Source organism: Paenibacillus chibensis (genome assembly GCF_004001045.1).
Classification (GTDB): Bacteria; Bacillota; Bacilli; order Paenibacillales; family Paenibacillaceae; genus Paenibacillus_AQ; species Paenibacillus_AQ chibensis.
Genome location: NZ_BIMK01000032.1, coordinates 52,834 through 71,902, shown reverse-complemented (window position 1 = coordinate 71,902; position 19,069 = coordinate 52,834). Strand labels below are relative to the sequence as shown.

Sequence of the window (19,069 nt, the reverse complement as noted above, 5' to 3'; positions counted from 1 at the left end):
CGCGCGGGACTGGCGTATAAAGGAGGAAGCCTGCTATGCAAACCGCAGGACTGGCTTTACATACGGATAAATATCAGATCAACATGATGTATGCGCACTGGGTCAACCGTTCCCATCAGCAGAAGGCGGTATTTGAAGCATACTTCCGGAAGCTTCCTTTCGGAAACGGCTACGCCGTATTTGCCGGACTGGAGCGGATCGTCCATTATATTGCCAACCTTCGGTTCACGGACGAGGATATCAAGTATTTGTCCGAACAGGAGGAAAATTATGATTCGGCATTCCTGGAAGAATTGAAGCAGTTCCGTTTTTGCGGAAATTTGTATTCGATGAAAGAAGGGGCGCTGGTATTCCCGAACGAGCCGCTGGTTCGCGTGGAAGGAACCATAATGGAGGCGCAGTTGGTGGAAACCGCGCTGCTGAACTTCATGAATTTCCAAACCTTGATCGCTACCAAAGCTTCCCGCGTCAAGCAGGTTGCCGGCAAGGATATTTTGCTGGAGTTCGGCACGCGCCGCGCCCAGGAAGCCGATGCCGCCGTCTGGGGGGCTCGGGCTGCCTATATTGCGGGCTTTGACGCAACATCCAATATGCTGGCCGGTCAAAAGTTCGGCATCCCGACGAAGGGAACACATGCCCATTCATGGGTACAAAGCTTTCCTTCTGAGCAGGAGGCGTTCGACACCTACGCCAGAGTCATGCCGGATGATGTTACGCTGCTTGTGGATACCTTCGATACGCTGAAAAGCGGTGTGCCTCATGCCATTGAAACGGCCAAGAAGCTGGAGGCTCAGGGCAAGAAAATGTCCGCCATCCGTCTTGACAGCGGCGACCTGGCTTATCTGTCCATTAAAGCCCGGGAAATGCTCGACAATGCCGGACTTCCCTACGTCAAAATCGTCGCTTCCAATGATCTCGACGAAAACACGATTTTGAACTTGAAGGCCCAGGGCGCCCGCATCGATACTTGGGGAGTCGGAACCCAGCTCATCACGGCTGCAGATCAGCCGGCGCTCGGCGGGGTGTATAAGCTCGTAGAGCGTGAAGTGAAGGGTGAAATGATTCCGACCATCAAAATCTCCGGGAACCCTGAAAAAGTGTCCACGCCAGGCAAAAAAGATGTCTACCGCATTGTGGATCGCGTCAGCGGCAAGGCCACGGCAGACTATATGGCATTTCCCGAGGAGGAAAAGCCTCGGGACGGCCTGCGCTTAAAGCTCTTTAATCCGCAGCATCCTTATCTGCATAAATACGTCAAGAATTATGATGCCATTCCGATGCTGCAGGAGGTATTCAAACAGGGATTGCAGAAGTATACGTTGCCTTCGCTGGATGAAATCCGCCAATACCACCGGGAGCAGATGGAGCTGTTCTGGCCCGAGTATCTGCGTAAGCTGAATCCGGAAATTTACCGGATTAACATGAGCGAAAAGGCCTGGGAGCTGAAACAGAAATTGATGGCTGAATATTTGCAGGTGGAAGAATAGAACAGGAAGATCCGGCACGAGCAATTTGCCGGGTCTTTTTCTTTTGAAGACATAGGGTTCAATCTCTCAAAAGGGTATGCGAAGCCGTATCATTATTTCTCGGGAAAGCGCATAAACCGCCAAATCCTGCGTAGGGAGCCTACCGTCCGACAAGATCGGACGCCAGCGTCACATGTGTTACCCGTCATATGTGTTACCGTCCGGCGTGGTGTTATAATGAAGTCAAATGTCAGGGAAGGAGCAATGCACATGGAAGCATTTCAAGCATACGTCATTCGGGAGGAAACGGATGGCCTCAAGGGGCGCATCGAGGAGTTGACCCTGGACCAGCTGCCTGAGGGGGATGTTCTCGTCAAGGTGCATTATTCTGGCGTGAATTTCAAAGACGGGCTTGCCAGCACGCCGGAAGGGAAAGTCGTTCCCGAATATCCGATCATCCCGGGCATTGATCTAGCGGGTGAGGTCGTTGAATCCGGGCATCCGGATTATAACGTGGGCGACCTTGTCGTATGTACGGGCTACGGACTCGGAACACACCATGATGGAGGATTCAGCAGATATGCGCGCTTATCGGGTGATTGGCTGGTTCCGCTGCCGGAAGGCTTATCCCTGCGGGAAGCCATGGGAATCGGCACAGCAGGCTTTACGGCTGCCTTGTCAGTCGACCGGCTGCTGCACTCCGGGGTGACACCTGGAATGGGACCGGTTCTCGTTACCGGCGCAACGGGCGGTGTCGGCAGCTTTGCCGTGGACATGTTGTCGAAGGCAGGATTTAGTGTGACGGCAAGCACGCGCAAGCTCGGGGAGCAGAGCGATTGGCTGAAAAGCCTGGGGGCTTCGGAGGTGATCGCACGGGAGGATACGATGGCTTCAGGTCCGCTTGCCAAGCAGCGCTGGGCGGGCGCGGTCGATCCGGTTGGAGGGGCGCAGCTTGCTGGCCTGCTCAAAAGCATCCGGTATGGCGGAGCGGTTGCTCTTTCCGGTCTAACAGGCGGAACCTCCTTTGAAGGCACGGTATATCCGTTTATTTTGCGCGGCGTTCAGCTGCTTGGCATCGATTCGGTGTTTTGCCCGATGGATTGGAGAAAACGGGTTTGGAGCAAGCTAAGCGCCGAATGGAAGCCGGAAAGGGCGCTGCAGGACGGTATTAAAGAATGCTCGCTCCAAGAGCTGCCTGGCGTGCTCCAATCCATTTTACAGGGGAAGGCCGTCGGACGAACGATCGTCCGTCTGGAATAAAGCAGCAGGAACCATCGCATCCCACCAGCGCATAATGTGTTTGAAATGTTGGCATTCTAAGCCCATAACAGGCTGTCTTCCGCTTCAAGCGGCAGCAGGGAATCTGGAAGGGATGAACCGACATGAACAAACCGTTTGCATTGCTGCTTGCCTGTGTGCTGCTAATTGCCGCGGTTGGCTGCGACACGCATAACGTCATCAAAAAAGAAACCAAATTGTATAATTTCGATTCTTATTCCGAAGGAAATATCAGGGCTCAGTCTCAGGGGAAGGGGTTGAACGGTCAGCTGCTCAATGAGCTGCAGCTGACGTTCGGAGCCAAGAAAATTCCCTTGACGCATGAAATGTACGCCGAAGACGGCAGGGGAAATATTAGCTATATGTTTTATATCCGGGGCAACCCGCAGCAGTATATTAACCTGCATGTGTTCACGGATGAACAGGAGCGGATCAAACGGATCCATAATTGGTATGGAGACCAGAATCGGATTGATTCGCAAAACATGCATACGGTGATCTACAGCCATAATCGGGCGTCTCTGATTTATACCTCATCGGGAAAAGATAAAGGGATTTACGACAAGCAGGTGCATGAGGTGTTTAATTCCTTGCTGAACCGAATGGATTTTAACCAGTAAACAAACGAAATGCCGGACAGCGATCGAAGCTTTCCGGCATCTTTTCTTGTGCGATTATTCTTTTTTATAAATTTCTCTCATGACATGGCCCAGCTCCGGTAGGATAATGCGCTCCATAGCCAGTTTAACGGCTCCGGTGGAGCCGGGAATAGAGAATACGGCTGTGCTGCCTGCAGTTCCGGCAATGGCGCGGCTGAGAATCGCTGCGGCTCCGATATCCTCGGTAAAGCTGAGATACCTGAAAATTTCCCCGAAGCCCGGAAGCTGCTTGTCCAGCAAGGAAGAAACGGCTTCGTACGTCGTATCGCGGGGGGATATCCCCGTGCCTCCGGTTAAAATAACAGCTTCCACCTCAGGACTGCTTGAAGCTTCATGAATCAATTCGCGAATGCCTTCATAGTTGTCCTTAACAATTTTATAAACCGCAATCCGGTGTCCTGCTTGTTCCAAAAGGGATTTTATCAGTTGTCCACCAGTATCGGTTTCCGGAGTACGCGTATCGGACACGGTAATGATCATGCAGGATACGGTATCCGGGGCTTCGCTGCGGTGTTGGTCTGCGGATTTCATTTCTCTTCTCTCTCCTCTCCCTTTTAGAGTGTCTTTATAGGATATCCCTTTGAGCGCAAACATGCAAATTCGCTTCTTTGGCGTGCCGGGTAAGTCAGAAGGTTGCGGTACATACAAGGGTGTAGTACACTTTGCTAAAAAACAGCATCACTAAGGGATGGAAGAGGAGAAGAGAACGTTATGACCAAACAAACGATGACGCCCATTTACATATTGTCCGGTTTCTTGGGAAGCGGTAAAACAACGCTGCTGCAAAAGCTTATAGCTTACTGGCAGGAACAGGGATTGCTGCCGGCCGTAATTATGAACGAGGTCGGAGACGTGAATCTGGACGGGCTGCTTGTGCAGGAGCAGGTGCCTATGACGGAAATGCTGGGAGGCTGCATCTGCTGCTCGATCCGCGGCGATCTCAGCATGGAGATCGCCGGACTCATCCAGCGGGACGCGCCGGATGTGATTGTGGTCGAAGCGACGGGGGTCGCGAATCCGATGGAGATTTTGGACGGGGTTACGGAGGCAGCCCTATACCAGAAAATCGAGCTTAAGGGGGTCATTACCGTCGTAGATGCCGCCCACCTGCTTGAGCTTTACCACAACCAGAAGGGGAAAACCTTCCGGTTAATGCAGGAGCAAATCCGTACGGCTTCATGCCTGATTCTCAACAAGACGGACCGGGTTCGTGCCGACGAACAAGAGCTGCTCACCTCGGTGGTTACACGCTGGAATGAATATGCTCCCGTACTTCCCGCGATCCGCTGCGATTTGGATATGTCCCGCGTACTGGAAAGCATGGGGAATGTTCAAGCCCTACCGACAAGCCTGGCAGAAGGTAACGAACGATTCGACATCGCTGAAGAAGATCATGAGGGTGATGCTACATCCCACGCCGGGACGCATCATCATACGCATGAGCATGTCATGGTATACACCCATTATTTGAATGGTCCCGTGGACAGCGCGGAATTCGAAAGCTTCATCGCCAATCTTCCGCGGGAGGTATACCGAGCCAAAGGCGTGCTGACTTTCAGTGATACGGCAAGTCGGTTCTTGTTCCAGTATGCCTTCCGCGAGCCCGATTTTCTGCGGATTCGCCCTCAGGGCGAGGTGCCGGATGTCGTTGTCTTCATCGGGGAACATTTCTCGAAGGGGCTGATCGAAGCAGGCATGAGAGCACTGGAACGCAGCTGATCTACACGCGGCATACTGATTTTTCCTGGTTTCCCCTCCCGCGGTTGTGGTTAATAGAGAAACAGAGCCAATACTAACCGGGAGGTTTTGAAATCATGATGAACCAGGAATTGTTGTACAAGGATTGTATCGAAGCTTGCTTGCAGTGTATGAACGCTTGTAATGTCTGCTACGTCTCCAGCCTGAAAGAATATGAACTGGCGATGCTGCGGGAGTGCATCCGCCTGGACCGGGAATGCGCGGATATTTGCGATTTCGCCGCACAATCCATGATTCGTCAAAGTCCGTTTGTCCATGAAATTTGCGAACTATGCCTCAAAGCCTGCGAAGCTTGCGCCGAAGAATGCGGAAAGCATCAGCATGAGCACTGCAAGGAATGTGCCGCTGCTTGCCGTCGCTGCGCGGATGCGTGTCGTCAAATGCTCACTGCAGCATGAAGCTCATAGAACATCGTTTACATAAGCCTGAAGCTTCCTGGCGAGATCGCCAAGACAGCCTTCAGGCTTATTTTGCCTTCAGGCTTATTTATGCTTCCCATGTTCCTGAGCACTTGGGTTTGAATTCCACTGGATTAGGGTACTATATGGTTGTTTATCATGTAGCTTTACACATCCATGGAAGGAGAGACATTCGTGAGCGCACAAGAACACAAGGAATCGGATTCTTTCGTACCGTACATACCCGCATCGAAATCATTGCCGGAATTAACGCTTCTAGCCGTTATTTTGGGGGTAATCCTGGCTGTGGTTTTTGCGGCAGCCAATGCTTATCTCGGTCTCAAAATCGGGCTGACCGTCAGCGCTTCCATTCCTGCGGCCGTTATTTCCCTTGGCGTGCTGCGCGGCATATTCAAACGCAAATCGATACTTGAAAACAACATCGTCCAAACGATGACAACCGCGGGTGAAGCCGTGGCGGCCGGGGCTATTTTTACGATTCCGGCGCTGTATATGTGGAAGCAGGTCCCGCATATGAGCACCGTCAGCTTCATCGTTTTGGTCGGAGGCTTTTTGGGGGTCGCGATGATGATCCCGCTTCGTCGCCTCCTGATCGTTAATGAACATGAAACGCTGCCATATCCCGAAGGCACCGCCTGTGCGGAGGTACTGATCTCTGGGGAAACCGGCGGCAAAAGCGCCAAAATGGTCGTATTCGGCTTTCTTGCCGGCGGCTTGGTCAAGGCGCTTGGAGACGGCTTCAAATTTTTCAAGACCGAAATTGAGACGGGCATTTACAAGTTCAAAAATTCGCTGATCGGCATGGACACTTACCCTGCATTGCTTGGCGTAGGCTATATTATCGGCCCGAGAATATCGGGACAAATGCTCGCAGGCGGGATTCTGGCCTGGCTGGTGCTCATTCCGATGATCGGCTTTTTTGGAGCGGGGGATCCGAATGTGCTGCCTCCGGGCGAGAAACCGATACCGGGACTTGACGCTTGGGGGATCTGGGAGGGATATATCCGGTATATCGGTGCCGGAGCCGTGGCGGCCGGCGGCATCATTACGCTGGTTAAATCGCTGCCGATGCTGTTCAGTTCTTTGACGGCGACGCTTACGGGCTTAAGGAAGAAAGACCATGCGAAGGTGACGCTGGACCGGACCCATTTCGATATTCCTGGCTTTTGGGTCACGATCATGATCGCGCTGCTCGTGATTATCATCGCGTTTGCGCCGTTAACGGACGTAGGGATCATCGGTGCGATCGCGATTGCCATCTTCGGCTTCCTGTTCGTCACCGTGGCATCGCGGATTGTCGGCCTGATCGGAAGCTCGTCCTCGCCGGTATCGGGCATGACCATTGCTACGCTGCTGATCGTGACGATTATATTCAAGCTCACGGGACTAACCGGGATGACCGGCATGATCGCTTCGTTAACCGTTGGTGCGATTGTATGCGTAGCCTTGGCCGTTGCAGGGGATATCTCCCAGGACTTGAAAACGGGCTATCTTGTCGGAGGCACGCCATGGAAGCAGCAGGTCGCCATGATGATCGGGGTTCTGGTCAGCGGTTTGGTCATCGGATTTATTTTGTCCGTGCTGAACGAGAGCTACGGGCTGGGTTCCGAGGATCTGCCTGCTCCGAAAGCGGTGCTGATGCGGCTGATCGTAGAAGGAATCATGTCCGGCAACCTGCCTTGGGATTTGATCTTCATCGGGGTCGCGGCAGCTGTCGTCTTCGAATTTTTGGGTTTGAATTCCCTAACTGTGGCCGTGGGTATTTATCTGCCGATTCACGTCAGCACCCCGATCATGGTTGGAGGAATCGTACGTTGGTTCGTGGAATGGCGCTCGCGCAAAAATGAAGCTCTGCTGAAAAGCCGGGTGGAAACCGGCACGCTGCTTGCATCCGGCCTCATTGCAGGGGAATCCTTGATCGGCGTCATCATCGCGATTCTGATTTGGCTGAATGTTCCTATCCCTGGCGATGTGCTGATCAAAAATAACTGGCTGCCGTTCATCGTCTTCATGCTGGTTGTGGTCATGCTGACCTGGATGACAATGGGACGCAAAAATAGATCCGTCGTTTCCAAACGGGAGGGGTAAGAGAGATGCTCGGGCTTACATTCAAAAAAAAGGCAATGAAAACCATTGAAGCTCAAAATCTGCTGAGCATGGTACCGGTGCTCACCGACCGAATATCGTCCGTACAAAAGGATGAAGGGCGCGTAACGCTAATCCTTCCAAGAAAAAGCTGGCTGGAACGCCAATCCGTCAAGTGGCTGAAGCAGCCGGAGGACATCCGGATTCATCTGGATGATCTGGGCAGTGCGGTCGTTTCCCGATGCCGCGGTCATTTATCCGTTGCTCAAATCGCGGACGAACTACATCTGCAATTCGGCGAAAAGGCAGAGCCGCTGCTGCCCCGGCTCGCGAAATTTCTGGAGGTGCTAGAAGCAAATGCTTTGCTTGCCTGGCAGCCCTCAGCAGCCGATCAGAATGAAAAATCAGCGGTTAATGTTTGAAAGACCGCTTGCTTCCCGATCTTGCGGTGTGTATAATGTTGTAAAATTGAACGTCAGCGATCGGGAGAGTAACGAAAAGCCAGCATGGACAGCGAGCCGGAGTGGGTGAAAGCCGGCACATGCTTCTTTCGCGAAGCGCACCCGTGAGACGGCTGTTCGAAGGCTTCTTGAATGTCATGAAGCAAGGAGAACAGTCCGGTTAACCCCGTTAACGGTTGTCAAGGGAAGCGGAATCGAAGGGCATGACTGATATTTCGTTTACTTAGAGTGGTACCGCGGGAATTCAGCTCTCGTCTCTATTATAGAGACGAGGGCTTTTTTGATTTGACCGACAAAATGAACTGATATAAGGAGATGGCGGGTATGATGTTATTTCAGTGGGCGGCGGAAGCGCTCAAGAATTACGTACAGTTGGAGGAAAGACAGATCATGGGGCTGCTGGAAGTACCGCCGTCAGCGAGTATGGGAGATGTCGCTTTTCCCTGCTTTATTCTGGCGAAGCAGTTCAGAAAGGCTCCGCAGGCAGCGGCCAAGGATATTGCCGATGCCTTCAATGAATCTTATCTTAACGCCGAAGCTGCGGGACCGTATGTGAACCTGAAATTTGATCGTGGGTACTTCGGAAAAGTGATGATGGAGGAGCTTGAAGCCGGGCATGTACCGAAAACGGGGGAAGGGATCAAGGTTGTCATCGATATGTCCTCCCCCAATATCGCCAAGCCTATCGGTATCGGTCACCTGCGTTCAACGATGATTGGAGCGGCCCTCTATAACATGCATAAGCTCGCAGGCTTTGACGTCGTCAGCGTCAATCATCTTGGGGATTATGGAACCCAGTTTGGTAAGCAGATCGCCGCTTACAAAAGATGGGGCGATGACAAGGCGATCGCGGAAAATCCGATTGCGGAATCGCTTCAGCTGTATGTCCGTTTTCACGAGGAAGCGGAGCGGGATGATACGTTGGAGCCGGAAGCCAGAGCGTGGTTTCGCAAGCTGGAAGCCGGCGATGAAGAAGCGCGGAAGCTGTGGAGTTATTTTGTAGACGTGAGCCTGGAGGAGTTCAACCGGATGTACGATCGTCTTCACGTTCACTTCGATTACACGCTGGGAGAGAGCTTCTATAATGATAAAATGCAGTCTGTGGTTACGGAGCTGCAATCGGAGGGCTTGCTCGAGGAAAGCGACGGGGCGCTGGTGGTCCGCCTGGATGATGAAGGGATGCCGCCTTGTCTGATCATCAAAAATGACGGAACGACGATCTATCCTACACGCGATTTGGCTACAGCCATCTACAGACATGATGTCATGAAGGCGGACCGCATTTTATACGTGGTGGGCGGCGAGCAAGCGCTGCATTTCAAGCAGGTATTCTCGGTTCTCCGGCGTATGGGGAAAACATGGGCTGACAGCTGTATCCATGTACCCTTCGGCTTAATGAGATTCGAAGGCAAAAAAATGTCCACGCGCCGCGGCAAAATCGTCATGCTGGAAAAGGTGCTGGATGAGGTGGTTGACCGCGCCATGGCGATTATCAACGAGAAGAATCCGGAGCTTGCAAACAAAGAGCAGGTGGCGAACGCGGTAGGCATCGGGGCGGTCATATTCGGGGATCTCAAAAATAACCGCATGAACGAAGTGGATTTTTCGCTTGAGGAGGCACTGAACTTTGATGGAGAGACCGGTCCCTATGTCCAGTACACTTATGCCAGAACGCAAAGCATACTTGCCAAGGGTGCAGCTATGGACCAATCAGAGCCCGAAGTCTCAAGTGAAACAGCCGGCAATCCGGATGAACTGGGAGACTCAGGCTGGGAGCTTCTGAAGCTGCTCACAGGTTTTCCTGATAAGCTGCAGCGCGGCATCCGTCTCCAAGAGCCATCGGTGCTTGCGCGGTATGCGCTGGATGTGGCACAATCCTTCAATCAATTTTATAATAAGGAAAGGATTGTCATCCATGATCTGGAAAAACGGACGGCCAGACTGCAGTTGACACGCCTCGCCGCTTCATCCTTGTCGCGCACCATGAAGCTGCTGGGTGTCGAAACTCCGGATCGGATGTAACCATGGGGCTATGCCGGAGAGGGGAATAAACGCTTGGGATTATCACGATTCAATGATCGGGAGCTAGGCTCCAATGAGCTTATATGCTTGGAGGATGCCGGAAAAGCATACGGCCGAAGCCGTGTCTTGAATGGGATTTCGCTTCAGGTGCAGAGAGGGAAGTGCACGGCTCTGGTGGGAAGGAACGGCTCCGGAAAAAGCACGCTGCTCCGGCTGATTGCCGGCCTGACCCGTCCAACGGACGGAATGAGGAAAGTACGTGCGGGCCGGCTTGTTACGGGGTACGTCCCGGAGCGGTTTCCTCCGCTTCCCTTCACGCCGTCCGAGTATTTACTCAGCTCAGCGGAGGTGCGGGGCATCGACAAGCTGTCGGGGAGACGGGAAATGGAGGAATACCTGCAGCTGCTGGGCATGGAAGGATATGCGCATGCCCGAATGAATCAATTTTCCAAGGGGATGCTGCAAAAAATCAATCTCATTCAAGCGATGATGGGCAGCCCTGACTTGCTGCTGCTGGACGAGCCGCTGTCCGGTCTGGATACCAAGGCTCAGGAAAGCCTGCTTCATCTTTTGACCGATTTGAAGAACGGCGGGACGGCGATCGTCATGTCGGTTCACGAATCCACGCTGATTGAGGGCATCGCTGACCGCGTCCTGCTGATGAAAAACGGGGCGATCGTCGAGGAGTCAGATGGAGGGCTTCAGGATTCCCTGAAGATGACTCGAATCGTCGTACGGGGCCTGAATGAGGACGCAATCAGGCAGTTGGCCGAGCATCCGTCAGTCCTGTTTGCCTCGGAACGAACGGAGGCATGGGAGCTGGACGTGCTGACCGGCAGCACGGACCTGCTTCTGCGGCAAATGCTGGACCGCGGCGGATCGATCGTGTCGGTCATTCCTGCGGATAGAATGAATTTGCATTTGGGAGCACAGGCTATAGGAGCCGCGGAGCCGAAGGGGGATGCCAGGACATGATCGCGTTAGCCCGCTTTATGCTGAGAAGCTATACAAGAAGGCATACCTATTTCGCGCCTCTCGCGGCCACATTGATTGCCATGTTCATCCTGTATTCCTACAAGCCGAACCCGGTTATGGACAGCTATTCCGTCACGTCGGTATTCTTGTTTCTTGGAGCCGCATGGATGGGGCGCACCTTTTTGAACCACGTCAGTCCGCAGCAGGAGCAGCTGCATGTGACGCAAATCGGAAGCATGAAAAAATATCTTTTATCCCAGATGATGGCTCTGTTTGTGCCGATTGTTCTTTTCACGGTCTTATTTATCCTTTTTCCCATTGTGACGAAGATGTTTGTCAGGCCTGTTCATGCGGACGAGCTGTGGCTTGCAGCCTTTGGCCATCTGGTGATGGGCATGCTCGGCGCAGCACTTTCCCTGTTTTTTCAAACGGCCTTGATGCCAAACGGAGCGCGGGCAACGGCGATGCTTTTGATCGTGGTCATCGTATCCATCGGAGCCAAATCGATCACGGCTCATCTTCCGTCGCCTTTGGCCTGGCTGCGCTGGCTGCTGCCGCCGGTCTCTTCTCTGATGGATGGCCTGCTGAACACCGGGACAACCGTTTCTCCGCATGAAGTGTGGGGGATGGTGGGCTACGGCCTTGCGTATTCTCTTGCACTGGTTCTGGTATATATGTACGTTTCGGTTCGCAGGGATGCACGTACCTGAGTCTCTGGATGCGAAAAAAAGCGAGCGAGCGCCTGCCTTCATATTGCTGGTTGATGATTGAATGTACATCCTTTAACATGGAAGTATACGATGTCATCGCGAAACGATGGGTAGGAGGGTATGATGAAACAGACACGGCTCTTGGATAGCGAACATTCCAAAGAATTATTTGCCTATTTCGGACTCGCGGTATATTATTCTCAGGCACTGGAGCAGCAGCTCGTCAACCTGTTAATGCTGATGAAGATCTCCCAGGGAAAAGTCCCGACCGAGGAGGATCTTGCCGATCTGTACCATCAAAAGCTGAGCAACTCGCTTGGCCAGCTGGTGAATGAGATTCAGCATCATTTCCCCTTCTCGGAGGAAGAGACGGCGAAATTAAAAGAAGTATGGAAGCAGCGGAATTATATCGTTCACGACTATTTTAAGGAGCGTATCCAGGAAACGTTCAGCCCCGCGGGCCGCTCCAGAATGATTCGAGAGTTGACCAGCTTCAAGGAGCAGGCACAGGAGCTCGAACGCAAATTGCAAAAATATACAAGTGAACTATATACGAAGCTCGGATTGGATAATGAAATGGAGAAGGCCCGGACATAGATGTCGCCCATCGATGTTCAATCATGGATGAGAATAAGACGCCGCTTTTTTCCAATGATATGAAACCTTTGCCGGAAGAATCCCGTCTGAAAAAGTGGAGGTGATCGCGATGCGTTTCAATGCAAAAATGGCTGCGGCCTGGATGGTGATCTGCTCATTCGCAGTTTCGTCATCCGCGTCCGCATTTTCGGATATCAAGGATCCCCGGCAGAACAAAATCGTAGATACCCTGCAAAGCCAAGGGATCATTCACGGGGTGTCGGCGGAAAGGTTCGCGCCTTCGGATAACATTACGGCTGCTCAGGCGGTTTCCATGCTTGTCAAAGCCATGGATCTAAAAGCAGTGAACGGAGCTGCCGAAGCCCCCGGTATACCGCCGAACGCATGGTTTGCCCAGGCTGCGAACATTGCGGCAGGGCATGGCCTGCTTAGCGAGGGCATCAAGGATTGGAACGGCGGTCTGACGAAAGAACAATTTGCCGTCATGCTGCATAAAGCAATCACAGAAACGATCGGTACAAATCCATCCATACAAATCGTAATCCCCATAGCGGACATGAATCTATTGCATTCCTGGTCCGGAGAGGCTGTACACGATTTATTGTTGTCAGGCATTACCGAATTGGACGGAGAGAAGCGTTTCCATCCTCAGTCGATAATTTCCCGTATGGAGGCAGCCGAAATGACATTTAATGCGCTGAAGTACATCGACACCGTGAAGGGTCCGCAGGACGCCGGCGAGTCGGATGACGAGGTTGCGGTTCAAGTGGTGAAAGTCAATGATCAAGTGAATGAGATCATCCTCTCCAAATCCGATATGCCCAATCCAGGCTACGGCATTTTGGTCGACCGAATTGAATTCTCGGGTCAAAAGGCCGTCATATCCTATCATTTCACCACACCGGAGCCGGGACAGATGTATCCGCAGGTGATTTCAACCGCTAAAACTTCCGTATATGTCGACAGCAAATATAAAGTCAGCGTCAAACGAAGCCCCGGAGAGGCCGGACTACCTTTTAAGGCTCCCGGGACGGATCCAAAGACACTCAAATAGCGGCAAGAGCAAAAGCCCTTTCTCCGGTAATATGGGAAGAGGGCTTTTTTGCATGATCAACAGCAACAGTTAAAAGTATCATATTTCGTTGACGAGGCAAATAGTTTCCCCTTCTGCAAGCGATTACAATAATAGCTAAGGGGGGAAGCATACATGGCGCAGCTCGCAACCATAACGAAAGTTGGGAACAAGAAGAAGAAGCGGGGAGTCGCTTACCGGATGATCAAGCAGTGGGATATTCAGCTGATGGTCATACCGGCGCTCATATTGATTTTTGTTTTTTCCTACATACCGATGTACGGCGTTTTAATGGCTTTTCAGGATTACAGTATTTTCGACGGCTTCTGGGCAAGCCCATGGGTCGGCTTTAAGCATTTCAGCATGTTTTTTCATTCTCCGGAGTTCTGGACGATCATTCGCAACACTCTCATCATTGCCCTCTTGAAATTCTGCGTCGGATTTCCGGCACCGATTTTTCTAGCTCTGATGCTGAACGAGGTACGTCATATGGCGTTCAAACGGGTGATTCAGACGGTCAGTTATCTTCCGCATTTCTTATCCTGGGTCATTGTCGCCGGACTTGCGATGTCGATCCTGTCTACCGATAACGGAAGCCTGAACATGCTGCTGCAGAAGCTTCATATCATCAAGGAGCCTATCGGATTTTTAGGGGAATCAGAATACTTCTGGGGAATCCTCGTGTCCACCAACGTATGGAAGGAAATCGGCTTCGGTTCCATCGTCTACCTGGCTGCAATTGCCGGCATCAACCCAAGTTTGTACGAGGCCGCGGCGATGGACGGGGCGGGACGGATCAAACAAATGTTTATGATCACGATTCCTTCGATGATTCCCGTCATCGCGATCTTCATGATTCTGGCAATCGGTAACCTGCTGAGCGCAGGCTTTGAGGATATTCTCCTGCTGGGATCCAATCCGGTGTTAAGAGATGTCTCCAACGTCATCGATACGTACGTATACCGGATGGGTCTGACCAATCAACGTTATTCGTACGCGACAGCTGTCGGGTTATTCAAAGCCGTGATCAGCGTCGGTCTGCTGACCTTCGCTAACATGTTCGCACGGAGATCCGGGAACAGTCTGTGGTAATTCAGGGGAACGTCGGCATGGAAGAAGACAGGGGGCTGCAAACGGATGCATAGCAAGAGCTTAGGCGACAAAATTCTCAGTATTTTCGTATACACATTTTTAATTTTGCTGGGATTCAGCACGTTTTATCCATTTTGGAACGCACTGGTCATTTCGCTCAATGACGGCATGGACACGGCACTGGGGGGCATTACCTTTTGGCCGCGGCAATGGTCGCTTGAGAATTATAATGTTGTTTTTCAAGATGAACGCATTTTGAACGCCTTTTGGATCAGCGTGATGAGAACGGTCGTGGGAACGATTCTATCGGTTCTGTGCACGGCAATCTTTGCTTACGGGATGACCAAAAAGGAGCTGATCGGCCGGAAATATTATATGCTGATGTGCATCGTGACGATGTACTTTGCAGGCGGTCTTATCCCGACTTTCCTCGTCGTACGCGGTTTGGGCTTGATGAACTCGTTTTGGGTCTTTATTATCCCGAGCTTGATCAGTGTATGGAACATGATTATTTTCCGGACGTTTTTTATGGGGCTTCCCGAAGGCCTGGAGGAGTCGGCTAAAATGGACGGCTGTGGCAACTGGTCTACGTTTTTCCGGATCATCGCGCCCTTGTCCGGCCCGGTTATCGCAACACTCGGTCTGTTTACGGCGGTGTTCCACTGGAATGAATGGTTCCTTCCGAGCATTTACATCACCAAGGAAAAGCTGCTGCCGATCCAGTCGATGCTGCAGCAGATCCTGAGCAGCAATATTATGAGAGAACAAATGTCCCAATTGGATTCGGCTGCGCAGGCCCGCATGTCAAACATGCAGAGCGTAACGACCAAGTCGCTGTCCATGGCAACGATGATGGTCGCGACCATTCCGATTATAGCGGTCTATCCTTTCGTGCAGAGATATTTTGTCAAAGGCGTATTGGTAGGATCGCTGAAAGAGTAGCGTTTAGAGCATGTGCTTTAAACATCAGGATACCGGCCGGCATGGCTGATAATGCTGCTTGCATTGTGGTATATTCCATGCTGCGCATCATCCTGACATAAATCGAATGAATAGGAAAAGGGGTTATGTTGAATGAAAAGCTGGAGAAGATCGCTGATTGTGTCACTGGTCTTTTTGTGCACAACAGCCACCGTGCTTGCAGGCTGCGGCGGAAGCAAAAACGGGGACAATAAAACTGCCGAAGGCGCCAACAACAATAACACGAAGGTAGAAGAGAAAGCCGGCGATAAGGATAAGGGAAGCTCGGATAAGTTCGAGCTGGGCAGCGAACCGATCAATTTCAGCTTCTATGGCCACTATGACTGGTATACAATGCCGACCTGGGGCGGAGATGTAGCAAGTAAATGGATTCAAGAAAACAAGAAAGTCAACATTACGGCCATTAATTCCGGGGGCGGAGAAGGCTCCGCGGAACGGAAATTGAATACATTGATTGCCTCCAAAGAGCTGCCGGATGTGATCTGGACGGAAAAGGGCAAGGATGTGGAGCGGCTGCGCGAAGCAGGAATGCTGGTTCCTTTTGACGATTATCTGGATAAGTATCCGAATTTGAAGAAATGGGCCGGAGAGTCTACGCTGAACATGCTTCGTTCCAGCGACGGCAAGCTGTATCAATTTCCAAACTGGTATACGTCCCAGCCTGCCGGTAATGCGGGCTATCTCTTGAACAGCAAAATATATAAGGATCTAGGCTCTCCTAAGCTGGAGACTACCGATGATCTGTACAACTACCTGAAAGCGGTTAAAGCAAAATACCCGAGCATAATACCTTTCGAACCGGATCTGGCCAAGGACGGTCAGGGCCTGGACATCCTTTATAGCGCCTTCGGCGAAGACCACTCACCGGTTTACATTAGAGAAAAAGCCGTACCTAACGGCGACAAGCTCACGTCCATTTTTCAGGATCCGGTTTACCGCGAGTCGATGCAGTTCGCTTCCAAGCTGTTCCGTGAGAAGCTGATGGATCAAGACGGTCTTACGCAAACGAAGGATCAGTTGAATGAGAAAGCTTACACAGGCCGCTTTGCGATCGCTGCCGGCGCCAGCCCGACGGAATATGGCAGCAAAGGCGACGTGGAACTGAAGAAAAAAGATCCGACTGCCGGTTACGAAATGATCTGGCCGATTCACAAGGAAGGCCTCGACAAAAACAAAATCTTTGCGGGAAGCTACAATCAGCTCGGCTGGAACGTTGCTGTGATCACCAAATCCGCCAAGGATCCCGAGAAAATCTTCGCATTCCTGGATTGGCTGACAGGCGAGGAAGGAAGCCGCGTTATTATGTGGGGACCTGAGGGCACGCTGTGGAAAGGCCTCGACGAAGAAGGATATCCGATGTTTACGGATACGTATGCCAACGATCATGAAACAGTCAGCAAAATTATGGACCCGACGGTTAACCTTCAATGGGTTGGCAATACCGTATACATTGACAAATCCAAAATGAAATTCGAGAAAACGCTGCCGCCTGAAAAACAAAACTGGGAAACCAAGTATCAGTCTTCGATCACATGGAAAACGCAATATAACGCTACGGCTTTCCTGAACCTGGCCCCGATGCCGGATACAGAGGAAGGTATTATCCAGGATCAGGTTAAGGACATTTTCTCCGAATCCAGAGCGAAAGCGCTGTATGCGAAGAACGATGAAGAAGTCTTGGCTATTCTGGATAAGGCAGAAAAGGATGCCATGTCAGTCGGCTATGAAAAACTGCTGGCTTTCAAAACTCAAAAATGGCAGGAGAACCTGAAAAAAATCGGTGAATAATAGCAAAAACTGGTATAGTAATGGTAAGAAGAGCGCAGGCCGTCCCATGGACGGCTTATGCGTTCTCATGCGTTTAAGAGGGCGATATTTAATAGGGGATAGACGGTAATCAATGATTCGGTCAGGAGATGAGATTTCATGTATAAAACGTTGATTGTAGATGATGAAATCCTCGATCTGGAAGGGATGAGGACCTTTATACCTTGGACTGAGCTGGGTCTGGAAGTTGTGGATGCCGTCAACAATGGTTTCGAGGCTATGCAAGTCATGGAGCGGGAAGCCATTGACGTATTAGTAACGGATGTACATATGCCCAGTATGTCAGGGCTGGAGCTTGTGAAGAAGGCGAAGGAGTTTTACGGGCGAATCAAGGTTATTTTTGTAAGCGGTTATCAGGATTTCAACTATGTGAAGGAAGCTGTCTCACTCAATGCCTACAGCTACGTCCTGAAGCCGATGGATGACCAGGAATTGATTGATGCGCTGCAAAGAATCGTGCTGGAGCTGGATGTAGAAAGACAAAGATCATTGACGGAGCAAGCCTACAGGCAGATCGCTAAAAACGAATACTTGCTTCAACTGCTTGAAGGTGTGAACACGGAAGAAACGGCGAATATTCTGCTGGAACACTATGGTCTGAAGCACGTAAGTTGGCCGGCCAGAGCTGCCGCGATGGAAATCGACGATATCGGCTGGAAGCTGGATCCTCTTCCCGAGCAAATGAAGCAGGAATGGTTTAACCGGTTCTATGAATCTGCGCTGCCGCTGCTGGAAGCGGAGGGAATCCATCATGTATGCCGTACGTCGAAACAGCGGATTTTCTTGCTGGCCGAGTGCGGACAACAGGAGCCGGATCTGGGAAACATCATACAGAGGCTTCATGAGCTTCATCCCTTCTCTGTCACCATTGGTGTCGGCGGACGGGCTGAGCACTTGCACGCGCTGCGGGATTCTTATGTTGAAGCCCTCACCGCCCTGGATTATAAGCTGACTGAGGGTAAGGGAAAAGTGATCGATCATGGCAAGCTCAAATTTGAAGATGCCGTGAGCATGCCGGAAACGGATATTCCGCTTGAAGCGCTCTTAAATGCCGTCCTTCATTACGATCTGGTCCAAATCAGCGATGAGGTCGACCGTTTATTCGAGCTGGCCGGGGCGATCCGTACCCGGGTTCAGATTCAATTTTACGTCATGAATATTTGGATGAGGCTGGAGAGTCAGCTGAGATCCGTAAGTGAGAACATGTTCCAAGCTCTGCAGCATGACGGATTGAGCAAGCCGGACATCATGCTGAAGTATGAAACCATCGATGATATCCGCTCCTGGCTCAGATATCGGCTGTTCAGCGCAGCTGAAATTATCCAGAACAAGCGGCAGAAGAAAAGCGCAAAGCTCGTTGAGGAAATGATCCGCTATGTGAAGCAGCAGCTGCATGACAACGTGACGCTCAAGGAAGTGGCGGATTATTTATCCTTTTCCCCGAATTACTTGGGCTCCTTGTTCAAGGAGGTTACTGGCACCAATTTCAGCGAATACGTCATTTCGATGCGCATGGAGAAAGCGGGAGAGCTCCTGAAGGACCCGCGGATGAAAATATATGAAGTCGCCGACCGCGTAGGTTACCGCTACATGCCATATTTCAGCCGCCAGTTTAAAGAAGTATACGGTATGACTCCGGGTGAATTCAGGAGAAAAATGTAGGTATG

17 protein-coding genes and 1 other annotated feature are annotated in these 19,069 nt (G+C 51.5%); of the genes, 16 read left to right on the top strand and 1 reads right to left on the bottom strand.

The annotated features are described in order from the left end of the window. The first annotated feature begins 35 nt into the window (after nt 1-35). From PCH05_RS21330 to PCH05_RS21320, 3 genes are all read left to right on the top strand, one after another. Nucleotides 36-1,487, top strand: a complete 1,452-nt coding sequence (locus PCH05_RS21330) for a nicotinate phosphoribosyltransferase (RefSeq protein WP_127605662.1) — start codon at nt 36-38, stop codon at nt 1,485-1,487. A gap of 249 nt (nt 1,488-1,736) precedes the next feature. Continuing rightward, the gene (locus PCH05_RS21325; protein ID WP_127605660.1) at nt 1,737-2,726 is read left to right on the top strand and encodes an acrylyl-CoA reductase family protein; all 990 of its coding nucleotides are present in this window, start codon (nt 1,737-1,739) and stop codon (nt 2,724-2,726) included. Between the two features lie 122 nt (nt 2,727-2,848). Continuing rightward, on the top strand, nt 2,849-3,364 hold the full coding sequence (locus PCH05_RS21320) for a hypothetical protein (RefSeq protein WP_127605658.1): 516 nt from the start codon (nt 2,849-2,851) through the stop codon (nt 3,362-3,364). A 54-nt stretch (nt 3,365-3,418) separates the two neighbouring features. Here the strand turns inward: PCH05_RS21320 and PCH05_RS21315 are convergent, their stop codons facing one another. Then, the gene (locus tag PCH05_RS21315; RefSeq protein ID WP_127605655.1) at nt 3,419-3,934 is read right to left on the bottom strand and encodes a MogA/MoaB family molybdenum cofactor biosynthesis protein; all 516 of its coding nucleotides are present in this window, start codon (nt 3,932-3,934) and stop codon (nt 3,419-3,421) included. A 180-nt stretch (nt 3,935-4,114) separates the two neighbouring features. Between PCH05_RS21315 and PCH05_RS21310 the strand changes: the two genes are divergently transcribed. The 13 genes from PCH05_RS21310 (at nt 4,115) to PCH05_RS21250 (ending at nt 19,064) form a co-directional block, all read left to right on the top strand. Beyond that, the gene (locus PCH05_RS21310) at nt 4,115-5,122 is read left to right on the top strand and encodes a CobW family GTP-binding protein (RefSeq protein WP_127605653.1); all 1,008 of its coding nucleotides are present in this window, start codon (nt 4,115-4,117) and stop codon (nt 5,120-5,122) included. Between the two features lie 98 nt (nt 5,123-5,220). Next, nucleotides 5,221-5,559 carry a four-helix bundle copper-binding protein gene (locus tag PCH05_RS21305; protein WP_127605726.1) on the top strand — a complete coding sequence of 113 codons (339 nt, stop codon included), beginning with the start codon at nt 5,221-5,223 and terminating at the stop codon, nt 5,557-5,559. A 195-nt stretch (nt 5,560-5,754) separates the two neighbouring features. Further along, complete coding sequence (locus tag PCH05_RS21300; protein WP_246049849.1) at nt 5,755-7,668, top strand: OPT family oligopeptide transporter; 1,914 nt, start codon at nt 5,755-5,757, stop codon at nt 7,666-7,668. A gap of 35 nt (nt 7,669-7,703) precedes the next feature. After that, nucleotides 7,704-8,087: a PqqD family peptide modification chaperone gene (locus PCH05_RS21295; protein WP_127605649.1), complete on the top strand. Its 384-nt coding sequence runs from the start codon at nt 7,704-7,706 to the stop codon at nt 8,085-8,087. A 47-nt stretch (nt 8,088-8,134) separates the two neighbouring features. Beyond that, nucleotides 8,135-8,388, top strand: a binding site (T-box leader). 65 nt (nt 8,389-8,453) lie between these two features. Further along, on the top strand, nt 8,454-10,148 hold the full coding sequence (gene argS / locus PCH05_RS21290; protein ID WP_127605724.1) for an arginine--tRNA ligase: 1,695 nt from the start codon (nt 8,454-8,456) through the stop codon (nt 10,146-10,148). 33 nt (nt 10,149-10,181) lie between these two features. Then, a complete protein-coding gene (locus tag PCH05_RS21285; protein ID WP_127605647.1) occupies nt 10,182-11,123 on the top strand; it encodes an ATP-binding cassette domain-containing protein in 942 nt (313 codons plus the stop codon). Then, a complete protein-coding gene (locus PCH05_RS21280; protein ID WP_127605645.1) occupies nt 11,120-11,833 on the top strand; it encodes an ABC transporter permease in 714 nt (237 codons plus the stop codon). The genes PCH05_RS21285 and PCH05_RS21280 overlap by 4 nt, the downstream gene beginning before the upstream one ends. A 123-nt stretch (nt 11,834-11,956) precedes the next feature. Beyond that, nucleotides 11,957-12,430, top strand: coding sequence for a hypothetical protein (locus PCH05_RS21275; protein ID WP_127605642.1), 474 nt, complete (start codon nt 11,957-11,959; stop codon nt 12,428-12,430). A 109-nt stretch (nt 12,431-12,539) separates the two neighbouring features. Continuing rightward, nucleotides 12,540-13,484 (top strand): protease complex subunit PrcB family protein, encoded by a 945-nt coding sequence (locus tag PCH05_RS21270; RefSeq protein ID WP_127605640.1) that lies wholly within the window; start codon nt 12,540-12,542, stop codon nt 13,482-13,484. 153 nt (nt 13,485-13,637) lie between these two features. Next, nucleotides 13,638-14,594 (top strand): ABC transporter permease, encoded by a 957-nt coding sequence (locus PCH05_RS21265; RefSeq protein ID WP_127605638.1) that lies wholly within the window; start codon nt 13,638-13,640, stop codon nt 14,592-14,594. 45 nt (nt 14,595-14,639) lie between these two features. Then, on the top strand, nt 14,640-15,536 hold the full coding sequence (locus tag PCH05_RS21260) for a carbohydrate ABC transporter permease (RefSeq protein WP_127605636.1): 897 nt from the start codon (nt 14,640-14,642) through the stop codon (nt 15,534-15,536). Nucleotides 15,537-15,668: 132 nt separating this feature from the next. Beyond that, nucleotides 15,669-17,363, top strand: a complete 1,695-nt coding sequence (locus tag PCH05_RS21255) for an extracellular solute-binding protein (RefSeq protein WP_127605634.1) — start codon at nt 15,669-15,671, stop codon at nt 17,361-17,363. A 138-nt stretch (nt 17,364-17,501) separates the two neighbouring features. Next, nucleotides 17,502-19,064, top strand: a complete 1,563-nt coding sequence (locus PCH05_RS21250) for a response regulator (RefSeq protein ID WP_127605632.1) — start codon at nt 17,502-17,504, stop codon at nt 19,062-19,064. Nucleotides 19,065-19,069 lie beyond the last annotated feature (5 nt).